Source organism: Phenylobacterium sp., assembly GCF_019636135.1.
In the GTDB taxonomy this organism is placed as follows: domain Bacteria; phylum Pseudomonadota; class Alphaproteobacteria; order Caulobacterales; family Caulobacteraceae; genus Phenylobacterium.
In genome coordinates, this window is sequence record NZ_JAHBYD010000036.1 from 1 (window position 1) to 19256 (window position 19256).

The 19256-nt window shown below is 70.1% G+C and carries 20 protein-coding genes and 1 tRNA gene; 10 read left to right on the forward strand and 11 right to left on the reverse strand.

Annotation, left to right across the window (positions count from 1 at the left end):
* Together KF737_RS19830 and KF737_RS19835 are read right to left on the reverse strand one after the other, a co-directional pair.
* Nucleotides 1-1304, reverse strand: a 1304-nt coding sequence (locus KF737_RS19830) for an FtsX-like permease family protein (RefSeq protein ID WP_296459250.1), incomplete at its 3' end; no start/stop codon positions are given.
* Nucleotides 1304-1978 (reverse strand): ABC transporter ATP-binding protein, encoded by a 675-nt coding sequence (locus KF737_RS19835; RefSeq protein WP_296459364.1) that lies wholly within the window; start codon nucleotides 1976-1978, stop codon nucleotides 1304-1306. The genes KF737_RS19830 and KF737_RS19835, both read right to left, overlap by 1 nt.
* Nucleotides 1979-2038: 60 nt before the next feature.
* On the opposite strand from KF737_RS19835, the gene KF737_RS19840 reads away from it, so the two are divergent.
* The 3 genes from KF737_RS19840 (at nucleotide 2039) to KF737_RS19850 (ending at nucleotide 4195) form a co-directional block, all read left to right on the forward strand.
* Complete coding sequence (locus tag KF737_RS19840; protein WP_296459253.1) at nucleotides 2039-2677, forward strand: arylesterase; 639 nt, start codon at nucleotides 2039-2041, stop codon at nucleotides 2675-2677.
* A gap of 249 nt (nucleotides 2678-2926) precedes the next feature.
* Nucleotides 2927-3784: an MBL fold metallo-hydrolase gene (locus tag KF737_RS19845; RefSeq protein ID WP_296459256.1), complete on the forward strand. Its 858-nt coding sequence runs from the start codon at nucleotides 2927-2929 to the stop codon at nucleotides 3782-3784.
* Between the two features lie 117 nt (nucleotides 3785-3901).
* The gene (locus tag KF737_RS19850; protein ID WP_296459259.1) at nucleotides 3902-4195 is read left to right on the forward strand and encodes a GIY-YIG nuclease family protein; all 294 of its coding nucleotides are present in this window, start codon (nucleotides 3902-3904) and stop codon (nucleotides 4193-4195) included.
* 302 nt (nucleotides 4196-4497) lie between these two features.
* On the opposite strand, the gene KF737_RS19855 is transcribed toward KF737_RS19850, so the two are convergent.
* The 6 genes from KF737_RS19855 to KF737_RS19880 all read right to left on the reverse strand — a co-directional run bounded on the left by KF737_RS19855 (nucleotide 4498) and on the right by KF737_RS19880 (nucleotide 11555).
* On the reverse strand, nucleotides 4498-5223 hold the full coding sequence (locus KF737_RS19855; RefSeq protein ID WP_296459263.1) for an SDR family oxidoreductase: 726 nt from the start codon (nucleotides 5221-5223) through the stop codon (nucleotides 4498-4500).
* A 13-nt stretch (nucleotides 5224-5236) separates the two neighbouring features.
* Nucleotides 5237-6427, reverse strand: coding sequence for a cytochrome P450 (locus KF737_RS19860; protein WP_296459266.1), 1191 nt, complete (start codon nucleotides 6425-6427; stop codon nucleotides 5237-5239).
* Nucleotides 6428-6631: 204 nt separating this feature from the next.
* The gene (locus KF737_RS19865; protein WP_296459269.1) at nucleotides 6632-7759 is read right to left on the reverse strand and encodes a zinc-binding dehydrogenase; all 1128 of its coding nucleotides are present in this window, start codon (nucleotides 7757-7759) and stop codon (nucleotides 6632-6634) included.
* 599 nt (nucleotides 7760-8358) lie between these two features.
* Nucleotides 8359-9960 carry an NAD(P)/FAD-dependent oxidoreductase gene (locus KF737_RS19870; RefSeq protein WP_296459272.1) on the reverse strand — a complete coding sequence of 534 codons (1602 nt, stop codon included), beginning with the start codon at nucleotides 9958-9960 and terminating at the stop codon, nucleotides 8359-8361.
* 317 nt (nucleotides 9961-10277) lie between these two features.
* Nucleotides 10278-10940, reverse strand: a complete 663-nt coding sequence (locus KF737_RS19875) for a hypothetical protein (RefSeq protein ID WP_296459278.1) — start codon at nucleotides 10938-10940, stop codon at nucleotides 10278-10280.
* A 96-nt stretch (nucleotides 10941-11036) separates the two neighbouring features.
* A complete protein-coding gene (locus tag KF737_RS19880; RefSeq protein WP_367273252.1) occupies nucleotides 11037-11555 on the reverse strand; it encodes an OmpA family protein in 519 nt (172 codons plus the stop codon).
* A 324-nt stretch (nucleotides 11556-11879) separates the two neighbouring features.
* Between KF737_RS19880 and KF737_RS19885 the strand changes: the two genes are divergently transcribed.
* Entirely contained in the window at nucleotides 11880-12332 is a 453-nt protein-coding gene (locus KF737_RS19885; RefSeq protein ID WP_296459283.1) for an FKBP-type peptidyl-prolyl cis-trans isomerase, read from the forward strand.
* Between the two features lie 48 nt (nucleotides 12333-12380).
* Here KF737_RS19885 and KF737_RS19890 read toward each other — a convergent pair whose 3' ends face one another.
* The gene (locus KF737_RS19890; protein WP_296459286.1) at nucleotides 12381-12602 is read right to left on the reverse strand and encodes a flagellar basal body rod C-terminal domain-containing protein; all 222 of its coding nucleotides are present in this window, start codon (nucleotides 12600-12602) and stop codon (nucleotides 12381-12383) included.
* A gap of 109 nt (nucleotides 12603-12711) precedes the next feature.
* On the opposite strand from KF737_RS19890, the gene KF737_RS19895 reads away from it, so the two are divergent.
* Nucleotides 12712-13074: a hypothetical protein gene (locus KF737_RS19895; RefSeq protein WP_296459290.1), complete on the forward strand. Its 363-nt coding sequence runs from the start codon at nucleotides 12712-12714 to the stop codon at nucleotides 13072-13074.
* Nucleotides 13075-13083: 9 nt separating this feature from the next.
* On the opposite strand, the gene KF737_RS19900 is transcribed toward KF737_RS19895, so the two are convergent.
* Nucleotides 13084-14328 carry a serine hydrolase gene (locus KF737_RS19900; RefSeq protein ID WP_296459292.1) on the reverse strand — a complete coding sequence of 415 codons (1245 nt, stop codon included), beginning with the start codon at nucleotides 14326-14328 and terminating at the stop codon, nucleotides 13084-13086.
* Nucleotides 14329-14713: 385 nt separating this feature from the next.
* Between KF737_RS19900 and KF737_RS19905 the strand changes: the two genes are divergently transcribed.
* The 3 genes from KF737_RS19905 to KF737_RS19915 all read left to right on the forward strand — a co-directional run bounded on the left by KF737_RS19905 (nucleotide 14714) and on the right by KF737_RS19915 (nucleotide 16494).
* On the forward strand, nucleotides 14714-15568 hold the full coding sequence (locus tag KF737_RS19905) for an alpha/beta hydrolase (RefSeq protein ID WP_296459295.1): 855 nt from the start codon (nucleotides 14714-14716) through the stop codon (nucleotides 15566-15568).
* Nucleotides 15569-15686: 118 nt separating this feature from the next.
* Nucleotides 15687-16043 (forward strand): aspartate 1-decarboxylase, encoded by a 357-nt coding sequence (gene panD, locus KF737_RS19910; RefSeq protein WP_296459298.1) that lies wholly within the window; start codon nucleotides 15687-15689, stop codon nucleotides 16041-16043.
* Nucleotides 16044-16050: 7 nt separating this feature from the next.
* Complete coding sequence (locus KF737_RS19915) at nucleotides 16051-16494, forward strand: hypothetical protein (protein WP_296459301.1); 444 nt, start codon at nucleotides 16051-16053, stop codon at nucleotides 16492-16494.
* On the opposite strand, the gene KF737_RS19920 is transcribed toward KF737_RS19915, so the two are convergent.
* Nucleotides 16491-17231, reverse strand: a complete 741-nt coding sequence (locus KF737_RS19920) for an SIMPL domain-containing protein (RefSeq protein ID WP_296459303.1) — start codon at nucleotides 17229-17231, stop codon at nucleotides 16491-16493. The genes KF737_RS19915 and KF737_RS19920 overlap by 4 nt on opposite strands.
* Nucleotides 17232-17346: 115 nt before the next feature.
* Between KF737_RS19920 and KF737_RS19925 the strand changes: the two genes are divergently transcribed.
* Together KF737_RS19925 and KF737_RS19930 are read left to right on the forward strand one after the other, a co-directional pair.
* Nucleotides 17347-17422, forward strand: a tRNA-Ile gene (locus KF737_RS19925).
* An 85-nt stretch (nucleotides 17423-17507) separates the two neighbouring features.
* Nucleotides 17508-19244: a site-specific integrase gene (locus KF737_RS19930; protein ID WP_296459308.1), complete on the forward strand. Its 1737-nt coding sequence runs from the start codon at nucleotides 17508-17510 to the stop codon at nucleotides 19242-19244.
* The last annotated feature ends 12 nt before the right edge of the window (nucleotides 19245-19256 follow it).

A 19256-nucleotide genomic window follows, 5' to 3' on the forward strand; every position in this document is an offset into this window, starting at 1 on the left:
AGCGCCACGCCGCCGATCATCAGCGCCGCGGCGAGCGGCGTCGGCGCCGTCCAGACCGCCAGGCCCGCCAGGCCCGCGGCGGCCACGCCCGCGCCGACCAGCTCCGGCCCGAACCGCACCCGCCCGGAGAGGTCGCTCCGGAACAGGCTGGCCGGCGGCGTGGTCCGCGCCCGCGCGAGCGGGGCCAGCGCAAACGCGGCCGCCGACAGCAGGCCGAACGCGCCCGCCTTGACGAGCGGCATCGGATAGATCGCGAACAGGGCCGGGACGGGCAGGTCCCTGGCGAGGGTGGCGCCCAGCATGAGCGGCGTGGCCGCCCCGACCACCAGCCCGATGGTCACGCCGACCAGCGCCAGCAGGCCGATCTGCGCCAGGTAGACGTCGCGGATCAGGTTGCTCTCGGCGCCCAGGGCCTTCAGCGTCGCGATGGCGGGCTTGCGGCCGTCCACATAGGCGCTGACCGCCCCGAAGACGCCGAGGCCGCCCGCCACCAGCGAAGCCAGGCCGATGAAGCCCAGGAAGTATTCCAACTGGTCGATCAGCCGGCTCACGCCGGGTGCGGCGTCGTTGCGGTCGCGGATGCGGAAGAGGCCGCGCATGATGCGGCGCACCTCGGCCTTGCCGGCCTCCAGCTCCATCCCCGGCTTCAGCGCGATCCGCACCGTCTCGCCGAACGGCAGGCCCGGCTTCAGGAACCCGCCCTGCTCCAGCGCGCCCATCCGCGTCAGCACCCGCGGGCCCAGGACGAAGCCGCGGCTCAGCCGGTCCGGCTCCTCCTCCAGCACGGCGCCCACGCGCATCGGCACGTTCCCGGCCAGGAACCGGTCGCCGATCTTCAGGTGCAGCCGGTCCAGCAGCGCCTGCTCCACCGCCGCGCCCCAGGCGCCGTCGGGCGTCCGCGCCAGCGCCGCATCGAGCGACGGCGCGCCCTTGATCGCCACGGTCCCGGCCAGCGGGTAGGCCTCGTCGACGCCGCGCAGTTCGATCAGCCGGCGTTCCCCGCCGGGCGCCTCGGCCATGGCCTGCGAGGCCGCCGCGAAGGTGACCTTGCCGAGCCCCTGGAGCTGGCGCCGCTCGACGGGTGTGAAGCGCCGCTGGCTGGCCGAGACCGCCATGTCGCCGCCCAGGATCTCGCGCGCCTCGCTGGCCAGCCCGCGCCGGAACGCCTCGGCCGTCGAACTCGCCGCCGCGATCGCCGCCACGCCCAGCGCCAGGCAGGCCAGGAAGATGCGGAAGCCCTTCACCCCGCTCCGAAGCTCGCGCGCGGCGAACCGCAGCCAAAGGGGGCCCCATTGGGGCGGCATCAGGCGGCGGCCTCCGCCTCATGACCGTCCTTCAGGCTCACCGTCCGCTCAGCCCGCGCCGCGAGGCCGGCGTCGTGCGTCACCAGCAGCAGCGCCGCCTTCGTGTCCTCCGCGAGGTGGAACAGCAGGTCGGCCACGTGGCGCGCGTTGTTCGAGTCCAGGTTCCCGGTCGGCTCGTCGGCGAAGATCAGCGCCGGCTGCGGGGCCAGCGCCCGCGCCAGGGCCACCCGCTGCTGTTCGCCGCCCGAGAGCTGGTGCGGATAGTGCCGCCCCCGCGCCGAGAGGCCCACGCGGTCCAGCCACGCCCGCGCCTCGGCCATCGCGCCCGGCTTGCGCGCGATCTCCAGCGGCGCCGCCACGTTCTCCTCCGCCGTCATGTTCGGCAGCAGGTGGAACGACTGGAAGACCAGGCTGACGCGCCCGCGCCGCAGCTTCGCGCGCCCGTCCTCGTCCAGCCGCGACAGGTCGCGGCCGAACAGCATCACGCGCCCCGCGCTGGGCCGCTCCAGTCCGGCGGCCACCGCGATCAGCGACGACTTGCCCGACCCCGACGGCCCGACCAGCGCCACACGTTCGCCCTGCGCCAATGTCAGGGAGAGTCCGCGCAGGATCTCCACGGGCCCCGCGGCCGACGGCAACGTCAGGCCCACATCTTCGAGGATCAGCGGCGGCAGGTCGTTCAAGGACTTCCCCGGCAATTGAGCGACGTAATTCCTCCCTTACATAGGACGATCATGGCCGAGCCAAGACATACCCGCCGTGCGCTTTTCGCATGGCCGCTGATCGCGGCGGCCGGCCCGGCGCCGGCCCAGCCGCGCACCAAGGTCGTCACCGTGCTCGGCGACTCGATCACCGCCGGCTACGGCCTCGCGCGCGCCGCGGCCTTCCCGGCCCAGCTTCAGGCCCAGCTCGCCCGGCTCGGCGCCCCGGCTGCCGTCCGGGCCGCGGGCGTCAGCGGCGACACCACCGCCGGCGGCCTCGCCCGCGTCGACTTCAGCGTGCGCAAGGACACCGACCTCGCGGTCGTGGCCCTCGGCGCCAACGACCTGCTGCAGGGCCAGGACCCCAGGCGCACCCGCGCCAACCTCGACGGCATCATCAAGAAGCTGAAGGCCCGCAGGATCGACGTCCTGCTCGCCGGCATCGACGCGCCGGTCGAGGTGGGCGGCGGCTACGCCCGCGACTTCAACGCCATCTTCCCGGCGCTGGCCCGCGCGAACGGCGTGGCGCTCTACCCGAACCTGCTGGCCGGCGTCGCCCGCACGCCGTCGCTGAACCAGGCCGACGGCATCCACCCCAACGCCCGCGGCGCCGCCATCATCGCGGCCCGCCTCGCCCCCGCCGTCGCCAGGGCCCTCGCCGCGCGGCGGTAGCGCGAACCGCACGAAGGGCTGGGCCTTCCCTTCGAGCCTCCGCGCTGGCGGAGGCTCCGTCATGTCGGAACCGCGGAATGGCGCGGAAGGGCGCCGGCGCGACTTCCGCGTTCTTCCGCGTATTCCGCGGTTCCCTGAATCAGGACGGCGCCGCTTGCGCGGCATCCGAAAGCGGACCGCCTTTCGTGTCTTTCGTGCTTTTCGTGGTTCCTCCCTCGTGCAAGTTGCGGCGAAACGGGAGGAACGCAGATGCTCACCTGGCAGATCGGCGACGTGAAGGTCACGCGCATCGTCGAGATGGAGACCGAAGGCGGCACGCGGTTCCTCCTGCCCCAGGCGACCTACGACGAGATCCGCGAGATCCCGTGGCTTCAGCCCCACTTCGCCACCGAGCAGGGCAAGCTGAAGATGTCGATCCACGCGCTGGTCGTGGAGGCGCCCGGCCGCCGCATCATCGTCGACACCTGCATCGGCAACGACAAGGCGCGCGAGATGGGGCCGTGGAGCCACCTCCAGACCACCTTCCTGACCGACCTCGAGGCCGCCGGCTTCGCCCGCGACTCCATCGACACGGTCCTCTGCACGCACCTGCACGTGGACCACGTCGGCTGGAACACCATGCTGGTGGATGGGCAATGGATCCCGACCTTCCCGAACGCCCGCTACCTGATCGGCCGCACCGAGTACGAGCACTGGAAGGCCGAGGAGGACGGTGTCGAGGACCTCTCCACCTCCTACTTCCACGACAGCGTGAAGCCCGTGTGGGACGCCGGCCTCGTCGACCTCGTGGAGACCGACCACAGGGTCTGCGACGAAGTGAGCCTGGAGCCCACGCTCGGCCACACCCCCGGCCATGTCTCGATCCGCATCCGCTCGCAGGGCGAGGACGCCCTGATCACCGGCGACTTCACCCACCATCCCTGCCAGATGGCCCGCCCGCACTGGGCCGCCGAAGTCGATTTCGACAAAGCCGCCTCCACCGCCACCCGCCGCCGCGTCTACGCCGCCCTGGCCGGCACGAAGACCCTCGTCATCGGCACCCACTTCGCCGCCCCGTGCGCGGGCCACGTCGTGGCCGACGGCGACGCGTGGCGGCTGGAAGTCTGACACCTCTCTCCGCACCCCCGCTGTCATCCCGGCCGCAGCGCAGCGGAGAGCCGGGACCCAGGGGCGGCTCGCACGAGGTCAGATGACAGTCCACCTCGAAGTTGCCATTATGTTCCGATGGAGCGGACCTTCTACGTCTACATCCTGGCGAGCCAGCGGAACGGTACGCTCTACGTCGGCGTGAGCGGCGATCTCAGCCGTCGAATCTACGAGCACCGCGAAAGCCTGACACCGGGTTTCACCACGAAGTACGGCGTGAAGCACCTGGTCTGGTACGAGGACTTTCCGACCGCCGATGAAGCCATCTCAGCCGAGAAGCGCATCAAGCGCTGGCGTCGACGATGGAAGCTGGAACTCATCGAAAAGATGAACCCCACGTGGGCCGATCTCTACGAGACCTGGAACCAGTAGGCTCCAAGGTCCAGACTCAACTGTGAACCCAAGAAAACAATTCATATTCAGTAACATAGATCGTCATCCCGGCCGCAGCGCAGCGGAGAGCCGGGACCCAGCAGGACTGGGCGCCGAGCGTGAACCCCCGGCCCTACGGGCGGATACGGCCCTCTGGCCGGGATGACCCGGTATTCTGACCCTAAGCCTGTCCCGGCCGCAGCCCCGGGACCCAGGGGGATGGGCAGTGCGGTAGCCCTGGGTCCCGGCTCTCCGCTGCGCTGCGGCCGGGATGACGGGATTTTGTTGGCCGGGAGGGGAGATCAGCCCCCCAGCGCCAGGCCGCCGTCCACGTACAGGACCTGGCCCGTCGTGTAGCCGCCGCGCATCAGATACAGATACGCCTCGGCCGTCTCCGCCGCTTCGCCGATCCGTGGCACCAACTGGCGGGCCGTCCGCTTGGCGAGCTCCGCCTCGCGGCTCTCTTCCGGGATCGAGTCCCACACGCCGGTGCGGATCAGGCCCGGGCAGACGCAGTTCACGCGCACCGGCGCCAGCTCCACCGCGAGCGCCCGCGTCATGAACTCGATGCCGCCCGCCATCGCCGTGGAGACGACCGAGCCCTTCGCCGGCCGATGGGCGATCATCCCGTTGGTGAGCGTGATCGAGCCGCCGGGCGGCAGCGTCTTCACCCCGTGCTTGGCCAGCGCCAGCGCGCCCCAGAACCGCACCGAGAAGACCGCCGCCGCCGCCGCCAGGTCGGCGTCGGCCAGCGGCCCGCGGCGCGGCCCGCCCCAGTCGCCGGCCGTGGTGGCGATGTGGTCGAAGCTCTTGCCGTCCAGGAACCGCGCCACCGAGGCTTCGTCCGTGACGTCCAGCACGCCGGCCTCGGCGCCGATCCTGTCGGCCGCCGCGCGCACCCGTTGCTCATTGGTGGAGGCCACGGTGACGACCGCGCCCTCGCGCGCCGCGCCCTCGGCCACCGCAAAGCCGATCCCGGACCCGCCGCCCACCACCAGAACCTTCTTGCCGCTCAGGCTCATCGTCATGCCGCCCCTGTCTTCACTTTGGCCTGAACCGGACCGGCATCGCCTTCGGTCCGGAGATGAAGTTGGAAGGGAGCCATTCGACCGGCGCCGCCAGTTCGAAGGCCGTCATCCGCGTCAGGACCTCGCGCAGCATGGCGTCGATCTCGATGCGGGCGATGTGCTGGCCCAGGCACCCGTGCGGGCCCGTGCCGAAGGCGATGTGCGGGTTCTCCGCGCGGCTGAGGTCCAGCACGTCGGGCCGGTCGAACACCGCGGAGTCGCGGTTGGCCGCGCCGAAGTACATGACGACCTTGTCGCCCTCGCGGATCGTCTGCCCGCCGAGCTCGGCGTCGTGCCTGGCCGTGCGGCGCATGTAGATCACCGGGCTCGTCCAGCGCAGCAGCTCCTCGCGCGCGGTCGGCAGGCGGCCCCCCAGGTCGGCCATCAGCCAGGCGTGCTGTTCCGGATGCTCCATCAGCGCCAGCAGCCCGCCGGACAGCAGGTTGCGCGTGGTGTCCCCGCCCGCGTCCACCAGCAGCAGGAAGAACAGCAGGAACTCCATGTCCTCCAGCTTCCGGCCATCCACCTCGCAGGCCAGCAGCTTCGAGGCCAGGTCCTCGCCCGGCCGCGCCCGCTTCTCGGCGATCACCTTGGAGCCGTACTCGAACATCTTCATCACCGCCTGGCCGCCGGCGCCGGGCGGCAGCGCCTCGGGCGCGGTGTGGATGATCTCGGTCAGCTTGTAGAGCTCGCGCCCGTCGTCCAGCGGCAGGCCCATCAACTCGGCGATCACGAAGCTGGGCATCTCGCCCGCCACCTCGTTGACGAAATCGCACTCGCCCTTCTCGATCACCGCGTCGACGATCTGCTTCGCCAGGTCCTGGATGCGCGCCTGGCGCAGACGGGCCGACGGCTCGGTGAACTCGGACCGGATGAGCTTGCGGAACGCCGTGTGCTCGGGCGGGTCCATCATCAGCATCATCTTGTACGGCCCGAACCCGCCCGCGTCGGCCAAGGGGTCGGTGATCATGATGGTGGGTTCGGACGAGTAGGTCTGGAAGTCGCGGTCCACGGCCCAGACGTCGGCGTGACGGGTCACGGCCCAGAACCCCCTGCCGCCGGGCTCGTCGTGCCAGCGCACCGGCGCGTTGGCCCGCAGCCAGTCGAACTGGCCGTGCGGCTGGCCGCCCGCGAAGCTCGCCGGCGAGAGGAGGTCGATCTTCATGGCCGCGTCCTCCGTGTCCTGCGGCCGGATTGGAGGCGCTTGACCGCGCGTCACGCAAGCGTCCCCCGGCCGCCTGAACGCAAACGGCCCCGGCCCGCATGCGCGGACCAGGGCCGTCACGACGCTCCGGCGAAATACGCACGCCGGGCCGCCGGACGCCGCATGTAGGCGTCGCCGGCGGAAAACAAGCGCGGCTGTTGAGGCCTAAAGGCCCTTCGACGGGTTGATCAGGTACTTCTCGCCCGTCGTCTTCCTGTTGTAGGTCGCGATCACGTCGGGCCGCAGCGCCTCGGCCAGCGAGATTTCGGCCGTATAGTGGCTGGCGAAGGTGGTCTTGAGCTCGTCCACCACCCGCTGGCGCAGCGCGGCGCCCTTCTCGGGGCCGGCCTTCATCAGGAAGTAGGTCAGGAGCCAGCCGCCCAGGCCCCAGCTCATGCCGAAGGCGCGGTTGAGTTCGGTCGGGCCGGTGTCGAGGCCGCCGTAGATGTAGACCTGCTTGTAGGTGGTCGAGCCGTAGCGGCTGTAGGCGCCGCCGGTGCGGGCGTTGGCGGCGATCTCCATGGCCGTCAGCAACTGGCCCGCCAGCTTGCCGCCGCCGATGGCGTCGAAGGCGATGGTGGCGCCCGTCTGGGTGAGCGCGGCCACCAGGTCGTCCATGAAGGTCGCGGACGTGGAGTCGACCACGTGCTTCGCGCCGATGTCCGTCAGGATCTTCGCCTGGGCGGCGCTGCGGACCACGTTCACCAGGTCAACGCCGTCCTTCAGGCAGATCTTCTGCAGCATCTGGCCCAGGTTCGAGGCCGCCGCGGTGTGGACGAGCGCCGTGTGGCCCTCGGCCTTCATGGTCTCGACCATGCCCAGCGCCGTCAGCGGATTGACGAAGCACGAGGCGCCGTCGGCGGCGCTGGCGTCGGCTGGCAGCGGCAGTACGTCGCTCGCCTTGGCCGTGCGGTACTGGGCGTACATGGCGCCGCCCAGGAGGGCGACGCGCTTGCCGACCAGGCCCTGGGCTTCGAGCCCGGCGGCGATGACCGTGCCCGCGCCCTCGTTGCCCACGGGCATCGACTGGTCGAGGCGGGCGGCCATGGCGCGCATGAACTGGGGCGGGACCTTCGCGCTGGTCACGCCGCCGGCGCTCTTCAGCGTCGAGAGGTCGGCCGGGCCCAGCAGCAGGCCGAGGTCGGACGGGTTCAGCGGCGAGGCCTCGACCTGCACCAGCACCTCGTCGCCGGTCGGCGCCGCGACGGGCACGGTCTCCAGGCTGAGCTCCAGCTCGCCCGAGCCCTTGATGATCGACCGCAGTTGCAGTCCCGATGTCGGAATCCCGGCCACGTCCGCCCTCCCTGGCGATCTACAGTGTCAGGAAGCGCACATGGCGGCTCGCGGCCCCGCCGCCAAGCCCAAAAGCAAAGAAGGCGGCCCTCTCGGGCCGCCCCAAATCCCCCAAGCAAAGAAGGCGGCCCTCTCGGGCCGCCTCTGCCGCTTCTGGTCGAGACCGCGCGGGATCGAAATCCCGGAAGCGCCGCGGGGCCCCACGCCCCGGCGTTCGGACCTGGTCCGGACGCCGTTCGCGAGCGTCATCTCGCAAACCCCGTTCGCTCACAAGCCCCGTGCGCGCCTGCGTCGCATTTCCGCGTTCGCCTGTATCCCGTCCGCAACGCCGCGAAATGGTCTCATTTGCGACCCGCCGCGGCCACAGGCGACCCGTTCTATAGGCATTGTCGGCTGACCCGCATCCGGTCCGGATCCTGAACAGCCCCCCCAGCCCCCCTGATCGGGCGCCCCGGTCAGCCGACGACCCCTTCCCACAATCGATCCCGCTCATCCCCGCGCATGCGGGCGGGGGCGAACGCGAACTCGGCGGCCTCAGGCGGCGGCGCAGGGCCGTCCAGTCCGCGCGATCGAAATCTCCTGTGGGCGGGAACGGCAGGCTACCCGACGTGGAATCCCTCGTAGCCGTTGGCCGCAACTTCGGCGCACTTGTCGCGGTAGACGGGGAAGCCGCCGATGTAGGGCATGAACACCCGGGGCTTCCCGGGCACGTTGGCGCCCATGTACCAGCTATCGGCCTGCGGGTAGACGGTGCCGTTCGCCACCTCGTTGACGTGGTCGACCCATGCGTCCTGCGCCGGCTCGCTGGCCTCGATCGCGCCCATCTGCCGCTCGCCCATCCAGGCGATGCAGTCGCTGATCCATTCGACGTGCTGCTCGATGGCCACCGCCATGTTGCAGAGCACCGACGGGCTGCCAGGCCCCGTCACCAGGAACAGGTTGGGGAAGCCCGCCGTCATCAGGCCCAGGTAGGTGCGCGGGCCAGCCGACCAGGCCTCGGTCAGCCGCCGTCCGCCGCGCCCGCGGATGTCGATCTTCGACAGCGCGCCGGTCATGGCGTCGAAGCCGATCGCATAGACGATGGCATCGACCGCGTACTCGCCCGCGGACGTCTTCACGCCCGCCGGCGTGATGCCCTCGATGGGCTCGTCGGCGATGTCCACCAGGCTCACGTTCGGCCGGTTGAAGGTGGCGTAGTAGCCGGTGTCGACGCACAGCCGCTTGGCGCCGATCGGATAGGTCCTGGGGATCAGCTTCTCGGCCGTGGCCGGGTCGTTCACGATCCCGCGGATCTTGTCGGCCATGAAGTCGACCGCCGTCTGGTTCGCCGCCCGGTCCAGGACCAGGTCGTTGTAGGCGCCCAGGAGGGCGAAGCCGCCGTACGTCCAGCGCGCCTCGAACGCCGCCTTGCGCTGCTCGGGCGTGGCCTCCAGCGCCGGCGTGTCGTCCATCGCGACGGCGCGGATGCCGAAGCCCGCCTCGCGCGCCTGCGCCCGATAGGCCGCACGGTTCGCCGCCCAGTCGGCGGCCACGTCCGCGGCGACCGGCCCGTTGTGCGCCGGCACGCTGAAATTGGGCGTGCGCTGGAAGACGGTGACGTGCCTGGCCTGCGCCGCGATCACCGGGATCGCCTGGATGGCCGAGCTGCCCGTGCCGATCACCGCCACGGTCATGCCGGTGAAGTCGACGCCGTCCTCGGGCCAGCGGCTGGTGTGCCAGGACGGGCCCCGGAATTCGCGCTCGCCCGGGAACTCGTCGCCCTTCGGCACGGAGAGGCAGCCGGTCGCCATCACGCACCAGCGCGCCGAGATCGTCTCGCCGCCGTCGATGGTCACGGTCCAGCGCCGCGCGTCCTCGTCCCAGGCGCTCGCGGTCACCCGCGTCTCGAGCTGGATGTCGCCCCGCAGGTCGAACCGGTCGGCCACGTGGTTCAGGTAGCGCAGCAGTTCCGGCTGGGTGGCGTAGCGCTCGCTCCACACCCACTCGTCGTCGAGCTCGGGCGAGAAGGAGTACGAATACTCCTGGCTCTCGATGTCGACCCTGGCCCCCGGATAGCGGTTCCAGAACCAGGTGCCGCCGACGCTCGGGCCCGCCTCGTACACCCGCGCCGACACGCCCAGCCGCTTCAGCCGGTGCAGCATGTAGAGCCCGGAGAACCCGGCCCCCACGATGACCACGTCATAGGTCGCCTGACCCGCCATCGCCGCCTCCCAGTTCTTGTCGTTGAGACCGACGATACCCGGTTTCCATCGCGAGGGATGCCCCTGGAGCCTCTTGGTGGCTGTGGCGGGTGGGCGAGAGGCGGAAAAGCCCTCTCCCCCGTGCGGGGAGAGGGTTTGGGAGTGGGGGTGTCGGCGCAGCGATCGAAGGCGAGCACCCCCACCCCCGACCCCTCCCCGCAAGGGGGAGGGGACCGCGATGAGAGACGTTCGTCCATGATTTCAATGTCTGATTCAGGACCCTCAGCTCCTGCAGCCTCCAGGTTCTTGCCTCTCCCGTCTGCGACGGGGAAGGCAGGCTACCGCCGCGTCCTCCGTTCCAGCAGGTCCGTCCAGCGCCAGCTCCCGGCGCCCATGACGATGCGGGTGGCGCCCGGCCCATCGGCCAGCGAGATCACCACCAGGCCGCGCACCGGCTCCTCGCGGCAGGCCTCGGGGGCGAAGCCCACCTCCCACTGGATCGCCTCGCGCACCGAGGCGAGGCCCGCGCCTTCCTGCACGCCGTGGCGCACCCAGCCGCCGTTCCAGATGCGGATCGCCTTGCCGCGGCCGGCTTCGGAGAGCGCCGCCTGCACGCGGCGGTCCTTGCGCAGCTTGCCCTGCAGGTGGCGCGTCATGTTGCAGCCGCTCCCGGCGCCGGAGTCGGCGGCGGCCGCGCCCGCCAGCTCGGCGTCGCCGACCAGCGCGACGCCCACGTCCGGCGGCCCGTCGCTGGCCGGCAGCGGCGTCACGGCGGGCGGGGCGGGGGCCTTCGCCACGCGCGCCCTGATCGGCGGCGGCCTGGACTTGATCGGCGTGGGCGGTGTCTTCTTCGGGGCCGGTTCGGGCTTCGGCTTCGGCTCGGGGGCCTTGGGCTCCGGCGGCTCCGGCGGCGCGGGTTCGACCAGCACGACCGGGATCGGTTCGACTTCGGCGGCCTCAGGCGGCCCCCCAGGCGCGGCGCGCATGATCACGAGAGCCATGCCCACGTGAGCTGCGGCGCTCAGCGACGCGGTGATGATCCGGCGTCGCCTCGCCTGCCGGGGTCCAGCCTTCGGCACAAGTCGCTGCGGTCGCCCTTACGACAGGACGATCAGGACCACGCGCCGGTTCTGCTGCCGGCCGTCCCGGGTCTCGTTCGGCGCCACCGGCGCGTCGGGGCCGTAGCTGATGGTCCCGATGCGGTTCAGGGCGACGCCGTGCTGGTTCAGGTACCGGCGCACGGCCTCGGCGCGCTCCTCGCCGAGCTTGTAGTTGTAGTCCTTGGCGCCGGTTGCGTCGGTGTGGCCCTGCACCTCGACGTAGACGTTGCGGTTGTCGGTCTTCAGCTTGTCGATGAAGGCGTCCAGCCGCGCCTGGCCCTCGGGGCTCAGGTCGGCCTTGTCCACCGCGAACTTCATGCTGTCGTCCGACAGGACCTCCTGGAAGAGGAACTTGCCCTCGGCCAGCTTGCCGGCCGCGGTGGCCCGGTCGAGCGCATCCTTGGCGGTGCCTTCGACGGTGGTCACGCGGCCCGAGACCGTGTCGACACGCGTGCCGACGACAGCGACTTCCTCTCTGACGAACTTCTTCGTGGCGCAGCCTCCGAGGCTCGTCACGGCCAAGAGCGCCGCCCCCGCCAAAACAAATTTCGACGCACGCTTTTTCATGTCCCAGGTACCTCCGTCCGGTTTCTCCCCAGCCCCGGCCGTAAGCGAACTGCACTGTTTCAATCGCGGCCGATGTAGGCCGTTTTCGGGCGTAGCTTTGCCGTAGGGCGAAGGGTCGATTCCGCCTGCGGCGCCGCTCGGGCCCGACGGTCTGAAAGTCGTGAACCCGACAGAGGTTGCATGCCGGTTCCAATTTGCCGGCGACGCGGTACGACTGCGCCCATGATCCGCACCGCCGCCCTTGCCGCTGCTTTCGCCCTTTCCGGATGCGCCATGACCGCCAGGCCGCCCGCCGCCGCGCCCGTCACCTACACCGGCACGCCGCAGGAGCAGTGGGTGCAGGGCCAGAAGGCCTACGAGGCCTGGAGCGCCGCGCGCCCGGGCTGGAAGGTCACCGGGAGCGGGCTGCAGTACCGCAAGCTGAAGGGCAAGGGGTCCGGCCGGCATCCGGAGCCGACCGACACGGTGACCATCCACTACGTCGGCCGCTTCATCGACGGACGCGAGTTCGACTCGTCGCGCAGGCGCGGCGAGCCGGCCACCTTCCCGCTGCCCGCGCTGATCAAGGGCTGGCAGGAGGGCGTGCCGCTGATGCGGGTGGGCGAGACCTTCGCGTTCGTGGTCCCGTCCGCGATCGCCTACGGCGAACGCAACCGCCCGCCGATCCCGCCCGGCAGCACCCTCCTCTTCGAAATCGAACTCATCGCCATCCCGGGCGACGGGTAGAGCCCCGAACCCTCTCCCTGAGCCTCCGCTGGCGCGGCGGCCCCGAGGCTACTTCGTCTGCAGCTCGAGCAGGGAATCCCACATGTCCTGGGCGAACCGGATCACCGAGATGTTCGCCGAGAAGGCGGCCTTGGCCTGCACCATCTCGACGACCTCCTTGCCCAGGTCGACGGTGTCGTCCCCGCGCACGTTGGCGATCTGGACGGCGGAGGCCTCGAAGCGGCGTGACGCCGCCATCAGGCCGTATCGGGCTGTGGCGATCGGGTCCATGCGGCCACGTTGCGGCCACGCAGGTTAACCGCGGGCTCGCGGAGATGGTGAATCCGCGGGGCGGCCGTTTCGCCGGAATGGGCGTATCCTCCAGGCAAGGAGGAGCCTCATGCGACTTCACACCCTCGGCGCCCTCGTCGCGCTCGGCGCCCTCGGCGCCGGCGCCGCCTGCGCCCAGCCGATCGACGAGAACCCGCCCACGAAGACGATCCAGTGCATCGACGTCGGCGGCCAGTCGATCCCGGCCTCGTGCAACGTGCCCGGCAGCCGGCTCGACCCGCGCGAGTACATCTGCACCTGCCCGAACGGCGGCCAGCGGGTCGAGGTGGCGGTCTGCGCCAAGGGGCAGAAGCCGCCGGCCGAGAGCAAGGCGCTGAACGTCGCGCGCCGCGAAGGCATCCGCGACGGCAGCCTGCTGGGCGACACCGTGAAGGGCCAGGCGATCTGCGTGGCGCCGCGCAACCGCGGCTGACGCCGGGCCTCAGCCCAGGGCGCCGTAGACGATCTTCTGGAACATCGGGCCGCCGACCCGGCCTGAGGGCCGCTGGCCCTGCATGGCGGTGACGGCCTCGGGGCCCAGCGGCATGGAGTCCTGGATCAGGTAGATCAGGATCATGTCGTTGGCGGGGTCGGCCTGCCACCAGGTGCCGAAGGCGCCCGGCCAGCCGAAGCTGCCCGCCGCGCCGGCGCCCATCCACTCGTGCTTCTGGGCGTCCATGATCATCGACGTCCCCAGGCCGAAGCCCTGGCTCAGCCAGAACGGCATGCCCAGGAAGTCGTGGCCGCGCTGCTCGTCGGTGAGCCGGTTGGTGGTCATCAGGTCGATGGTCTCGGGCTTGACCAGCCGCACGCCGTCCACCTCGCCGCGGCCCAGCATCAGGCGGGCGAACGTCAGATAGTCGTCGAGCGTGGAATAGAGGCTGCCGCCGCCGCCCTCGAAGGTGGTGGGCGTGTCGGGATAGGGCCAGGACACATCCTTCAGCGGCCCGCCGTCCGGCGGCGCCTGGTAGAGCTTGGCCATGCGCCCGCGCTTCCCGGGCGGCGGCCAGAAGCCGGTGTCCTGCATGCCCAGCGGGCCGAAGATGCGCGCCTGCAGCACCTCGCCCAGCGTCTTGCCCTCGATGCGGGCCACCAGGAAGCCCAGCACCTCGGTGGCGTGGCTGTAGTGGAAGCGCTCGCCCGGCTGATAGCTCAGCGGCAGTTCGGAGAGGCGCCGCAGCCACTCGTCGGGCGAGTAGGGATTGGCCATCAGCGAGCCCAGCTTCTCCTCGTGGGCGTAGGCGATGGGGCCGCGCGAGGTGAAGCCGTAGGCCAGGCCCGAGCGGTGGGTCATCAGGTCTTCCACCGTGATGTCGCGCCGGGCCGGCACGGTGTCGTCCAGCGGGCCGGCGGCGTCCTTCAGGACGGCCATGTCCCTGAATTCGGGCAGCCATTTGGTGATCGGGTCGTCGAGCTTCAGCCTGCCTTCCTCGACCAGCATCAGGGCCGCCAGCGTCGTCACCGGCTTGGTCATCGAGGCGATGCGGAAGATGGTGTCGCGTTCCATCGGCAGGCCGCCGGCGATGTCGCGCTGGCCGATCGCGTTGAACTGGACCTCCCGGCCGTCCTTCCAGACCAGGGTGACCATGCCCGACAGCGCGCCCTGGTCGACGAGGCCCTTCAGGGCCGGGGCCACCTGGCCCAGGATCTCGCTCTTGAAGCCCGCCGGCGCCTGCGCTCCGTCCACGGCCGTCCTCCCTTATCGTTGTTCAGTTGCAGGCAGTAGCGCAGGCTCACCAAGCAGGCGTCAAGGGCGAGCCTTCCTTTCCCGTCGCAGACGGGAGAGCGACCGCTCGCCGAGCGCAGCGGAGAGCGAGTGGTGGAGAGGGAAAGCCTCAAGCTCGGCGTTCAGTTCAGGCTGAACGAGCCCCCTGCCGGCCGCTTGCCCTTTCCACCCCCCGCTCTACGGCCGGCCGGCGCCGGCCTCGGCGGGCGGTCCCCCTTTCCCGCACGCGGGAAAGGAAGGTGCGTCCCCTTTGGGCGGCGGCGCGTAGAAGCCGTCGACGGGCGTGGCGGAGAGTTGCGCCCGTCATGTCCCGCCCGTAACTGGGAAGCCGATGCCGCCTTCGCCCGTGACCAAGCGTTCCGCGTTCGCCGCCCTGGGCGGGATGCTGGCGAGCGCCTGCTCGCCGCTCTCGATGTTCGCGACGCTGTCGCCCAAGGACCCCGCGAGCCATGTGGCGCGCGGCGTGGCCTATGGCGCGGGTCCGCGCCAGCGGCTCGACGTCTACGCGCCGCGCGGCGCGGACGGCGGGGCGCCGGTCGCGGTCTTCTTCTACGGCGGCTCGTGGGATTCGGGTCGCCGGCAGGACTACAACTGGGTCGGCCGGGCGCTCGCCTCCCGTGGCTTCGTGACCGTGATCGCCGACTACCGGCTCTATCCCGAGGTGACGTATCCGGGCTTCCTGCAGGACGGCGCGCAGGCGGTGCTCTGGGCGGTCGGCCACGCGGCGCGGTACGGCGGCGACCCCAGGCGGATCGTGCTCGCGGGCCATTCGGCCGGCGCCTACAACGCCGTGATGCTGGGGCTGGACGGCCGCTACCTGGAGGCGGCCGGCGTGGATCCGGAGGCGGTGAGGGCCATCGCCGGCCTCTCGGGACCCTACGACTTCCTGCCGCTCACCGGCGACATCACCCACCGCATCTTCGGCGGCGCCGCCGACCTGCCCTCGACCCAGCCGCTGGCCTATGTGACGCCCGCCTCGCCGCCCGCCTTCCTGGCCACCGGCGACGCCGACGACATGGTCTGGCCGAAGAACACCGTGGCGCTGGCGAAGAGGCTCCGCGAGGCCGGCGTGGACGTCGAGGAGAGGCACTACGCGGGGATCGACCACATCCGCATGGTGCTGGCGCTCTCGCGGCCGCTGCGAAACCGGGCGCCGGTGCTGGACGAGATGACGGCGTTCCTGCGCCGGCACGCCGGCTGAGGCCTCGCGATCCCTTACCGCGTAAGGCGTTCCTCACCCTGCGTGAGGCTTGCCGCCATGCCGCATTGAAGCCGCGAAGGCCTATGCGTATATGCCCGTCGCTTCAGCGGAGGACCCCATGCTGCTCACCCTGATGAAGGCCAAGCTGCATCGCGCCACGGTCACCCAGGCCGACCTGGACTACGAAGGCTCCATCGCCATCGACCGCGACCTGCTCGACGCGTCGGGCATCCTGCCGCACGAGCAGGTGGACGTGCTGAACATCACCAATGGCCAGCGCTTCACCACCTATGCCATCGAGGCGCCCCGCGGCTCGCGTGTGATCGGCGTCAATGGCGCCGCCGCGCGGCTGGTGCAGAAGGGCGACAAGGTCATCGTCGTGACCTATGGGATGCTGCCTGCGGAGGAAGCGCGCAACTATGCCCCGACCGTGGTCCTGCTGGACGACGCCAACGAGATCAAGGCGGCCGCCTAGGCCGCTCGTGGCGCTGGCGGGGCTTCTCCTCGCCGCCTGTTCCCCCAACGCGCCGCCCGGCGTGGACCGCGACGAGCTCGACGCGGCGATCTCCCGGGCCGTGGGCGACCCGAACACCTGCGTGCTGATCGCCGAGGCGAAGTCGGGGCGGGTGAACTACCGCTACAACTCCGCCACCGCCTGCGCGAGGGAATGGCCCGCGTGCGATGGGGCGGGGAACCGCAAGCTCAAGGACCTGCTCGAGGCGACCGTCAGGGACCGCCAGCCGCGGACGCTGTCGTGCAACACCGCGGCCGACGGCTCGCGCGGGGTCGGCTGGTCGGCCGGCCCGATCGCCGGGACCGGCCTCGTCTACGCCGCGATGATGGAAGGCGACCGCGTGTTCCCCGGCCGGATGATGGCCGACCGGCTCGAGACCGCCTTCCGCCGCGCGAAGGTGTCGAGACCCTAGCGCGTGAGCTCGTAGAGTCCGCTGACGTCGATGCGGACCTTGAGCTCGCCGCCCGAGATCGGCGTTCCGGCGTCCTTGGCCAGGGCGGGCATGGCGAACCGCTCCATCGGCATCGGCGGCGGGGCGGAGTAGCCGCCGCCTTCGCTCAGGCTCACCAGCCGCGAGATGCGGTGGCCCGTGGCGCGCGCGTAGAGGTCGGCCTTGGCGGCCAGCGCCTTCACCGCGGCCTCGCGGGCGGCGTTCTCGGCCGCCGTCGGATCGTCGAGGCCGAAGGCGACGCCGTTGACCTGGTTCGCGCCGGCGCCCACCGAGGCGTCGACCGCCGCGCCCAGCCGCTTCAGGTCATGCACCGTGATCGTGACGTTGTTCGAGGCCTGGTAGCCGACCAGCAGCGGCGGCTGGTTCTCCTGGTACCGGTACTGCGGGTTCAGGTTCAGGTTCGACGTCTGGATGTCCTTGTCGGCGATGCCGGCCTTGCGCAGGCTCGCCATCACCGTGGCCATCCGCGCCGCGTTCGCCTGCATGGCCTCGGCGGCGGTCTTGCCCTCGGTCATGACGCCCAGCGCGATCGTCGCCATGTCGGGCGCCACGCGGGTCTCGCCATAGGCCGAGAGGTTCAGCGTCGTGGCCTTGAACAGGGTGTCGGCCACGGGTGGCGCGGCCTGGGCCAGCGCCGCGGGGGCGGAGGCGGCGGAGAACGCCAGGGCGAGGGCGCCGGCGCGCAGGAAGGTCTTCATCGATAGCTCCAGTGGGGGACGGCGGAACGCCCCAAGCCTTCGCAAAGCCGACCTGAACGCAAGCTTTAAGCGCCGTGCAGCCCATGGTAACGCCCGCGGGCTCTCGCGCAGCTACGGGCCTGTAGCTCAATGGTCAGAGCCGGCCGCTCATAACGGTCTGGTTGCAGGTTCGAGTCCTGCCGGGCCCACCAGCGCATCTTTGAGGGTCTGATTTCCCTCAAATATCTGGTCTTAAACAGCTTCTCGGAGCGGCCTGTGACACCTTACTGTGCCACAATGGACGATGACGAGTTGACGAAACTCCCGATTTTCCGACGCGGGAATGTGTGGTGGGTGCGGAAGAAGGTCCCGGTTGATCTGGCCCGCTACCCTGGCGAACAGGTGCGAAAGACCCTCGACACCGAGGATGGGCGCGAAGCTGTCAGGCGCTATCCAGAGGCGTTGGCGAAAATCGAGCGCGGGTTCGCCCAGACACGAGCGGAACTTCACAAGCGCGGAAAGGTCGCTGGCGCGCTCGCCCTTGGGAGGCTTGAACTCCTAAACCGGAGCGAGATCGAGGGGCTGGTTCGCGATTGGTGGGATGAACGGAAGGCGGCGACATTGGGTCGGCTGCCAGACCCGACCGACCGTATTGCCACCGAAGATGCGTTGCAGTTGCTGGATGAGGACGCTGGCGATTTCGACGCCTTCAATCCCGGTCATGGCGAGCCTGCACAGCACGCCGCAGACCAGCTTCTGGTGCGAGCAGGTATGGCCGCTCGGCCACGACGGGTTGGTGGCAGCCGAACGCAGGTGCGTTTTCCGAACGTCAATCGCGACAGCGCCCAGTATGCCTACCTTCGCGAACTGGTCGCGCGGGCGCTGCGAAGTGAGAACGCACTTGCCCAAGATCATCTGACCGGCAAGCAGAACGCTCATCACGATCCACTCTTCCACCCGAACGGCACGCCGTTGCCGGGTCAAGCTCAGCCCGGCGAGGGCCATCGGGTGAGCGACCTGATCGCCGTGTTCCGTGCCGAGCGCGAAGCCCTCTACGGCGTAGAGAGCACCGCTCGCAAATACGACCTCCTCTTCGACGTGATGGAGGAAGTAATCGGCCGCGACCTGCCCGTGCGCTCGATCAAGCGGCAGCATTGCGTCGAGGTTCTGACTTTCTTGAAGACCTTTCCGTCCAACAAGATGAAGAAGAAGGCGTTAAGGGACCTTTCGCTGCGGGATGCCGTGGAATACGCCCGTGTCCACAACCTTGCCTCGCTCGCCCCGAACACGGTCGGGAGCTACATGCAAAACCTGACCGCCATTCTGCGGTGGGCGGAACGGGGAGATTGGGGCGTCAGGGTTGCGCTGGCGGAAGGGTTGATTGATCGTCGAAGCGCCCAGGTGAAGCGGCGAGGGTTCGAGCCGGACGAACTGCGAAAGTTGTTCACGGCACTGAGCGTGTTCAAGACGACCTCCCCCGCAAAGTTCTGGGTGCCCGCGCTTGCCGCCTTCACAGGAGCCAGGGCGGGAGAAATCTGTCAGTTGCGCGCGGCTGACGTGATCGAGGTCAATGGTGTCGCTTGTCTCAATCTGAGCGAGTTCGATGCAGGCGGAGAGAGGGCGGCCGACAAGCGTTTGAAGACCGCCGCCAGCGAGCGCATGGTGCCCCTTCATAAGACACTGCTCGATGCCGGATTTCTGGAGTTCGTAGAAAAGCAGAAGGGAGAGACTCGTCTGTTCTCCGAACTACGAGCCGGATCGAAGGGGAGCTATTCGCATGGCTTCTCCAAATGGTTCGGGCGCTTCAAGAAAGGTGTCGGCTTTAGCGGACGCGCACTGGTGTTCCACAGCTTCCGTCATGGCTTTCGGGATGCGTGCAGGCGCGCGGAGATACCAGAAGAGACGGCGTTGGCGTTGGGCGGCTGGGCTGGGATCAATCAGGCCACCAACTACGGAGACCGATCCGCCGTGCCCGTGCTGGAGAAGGCCGTGCAGAAGATCGAATACGGTGATTTCGACCTCATGGAGTTTTAGCGCGGCGGATGT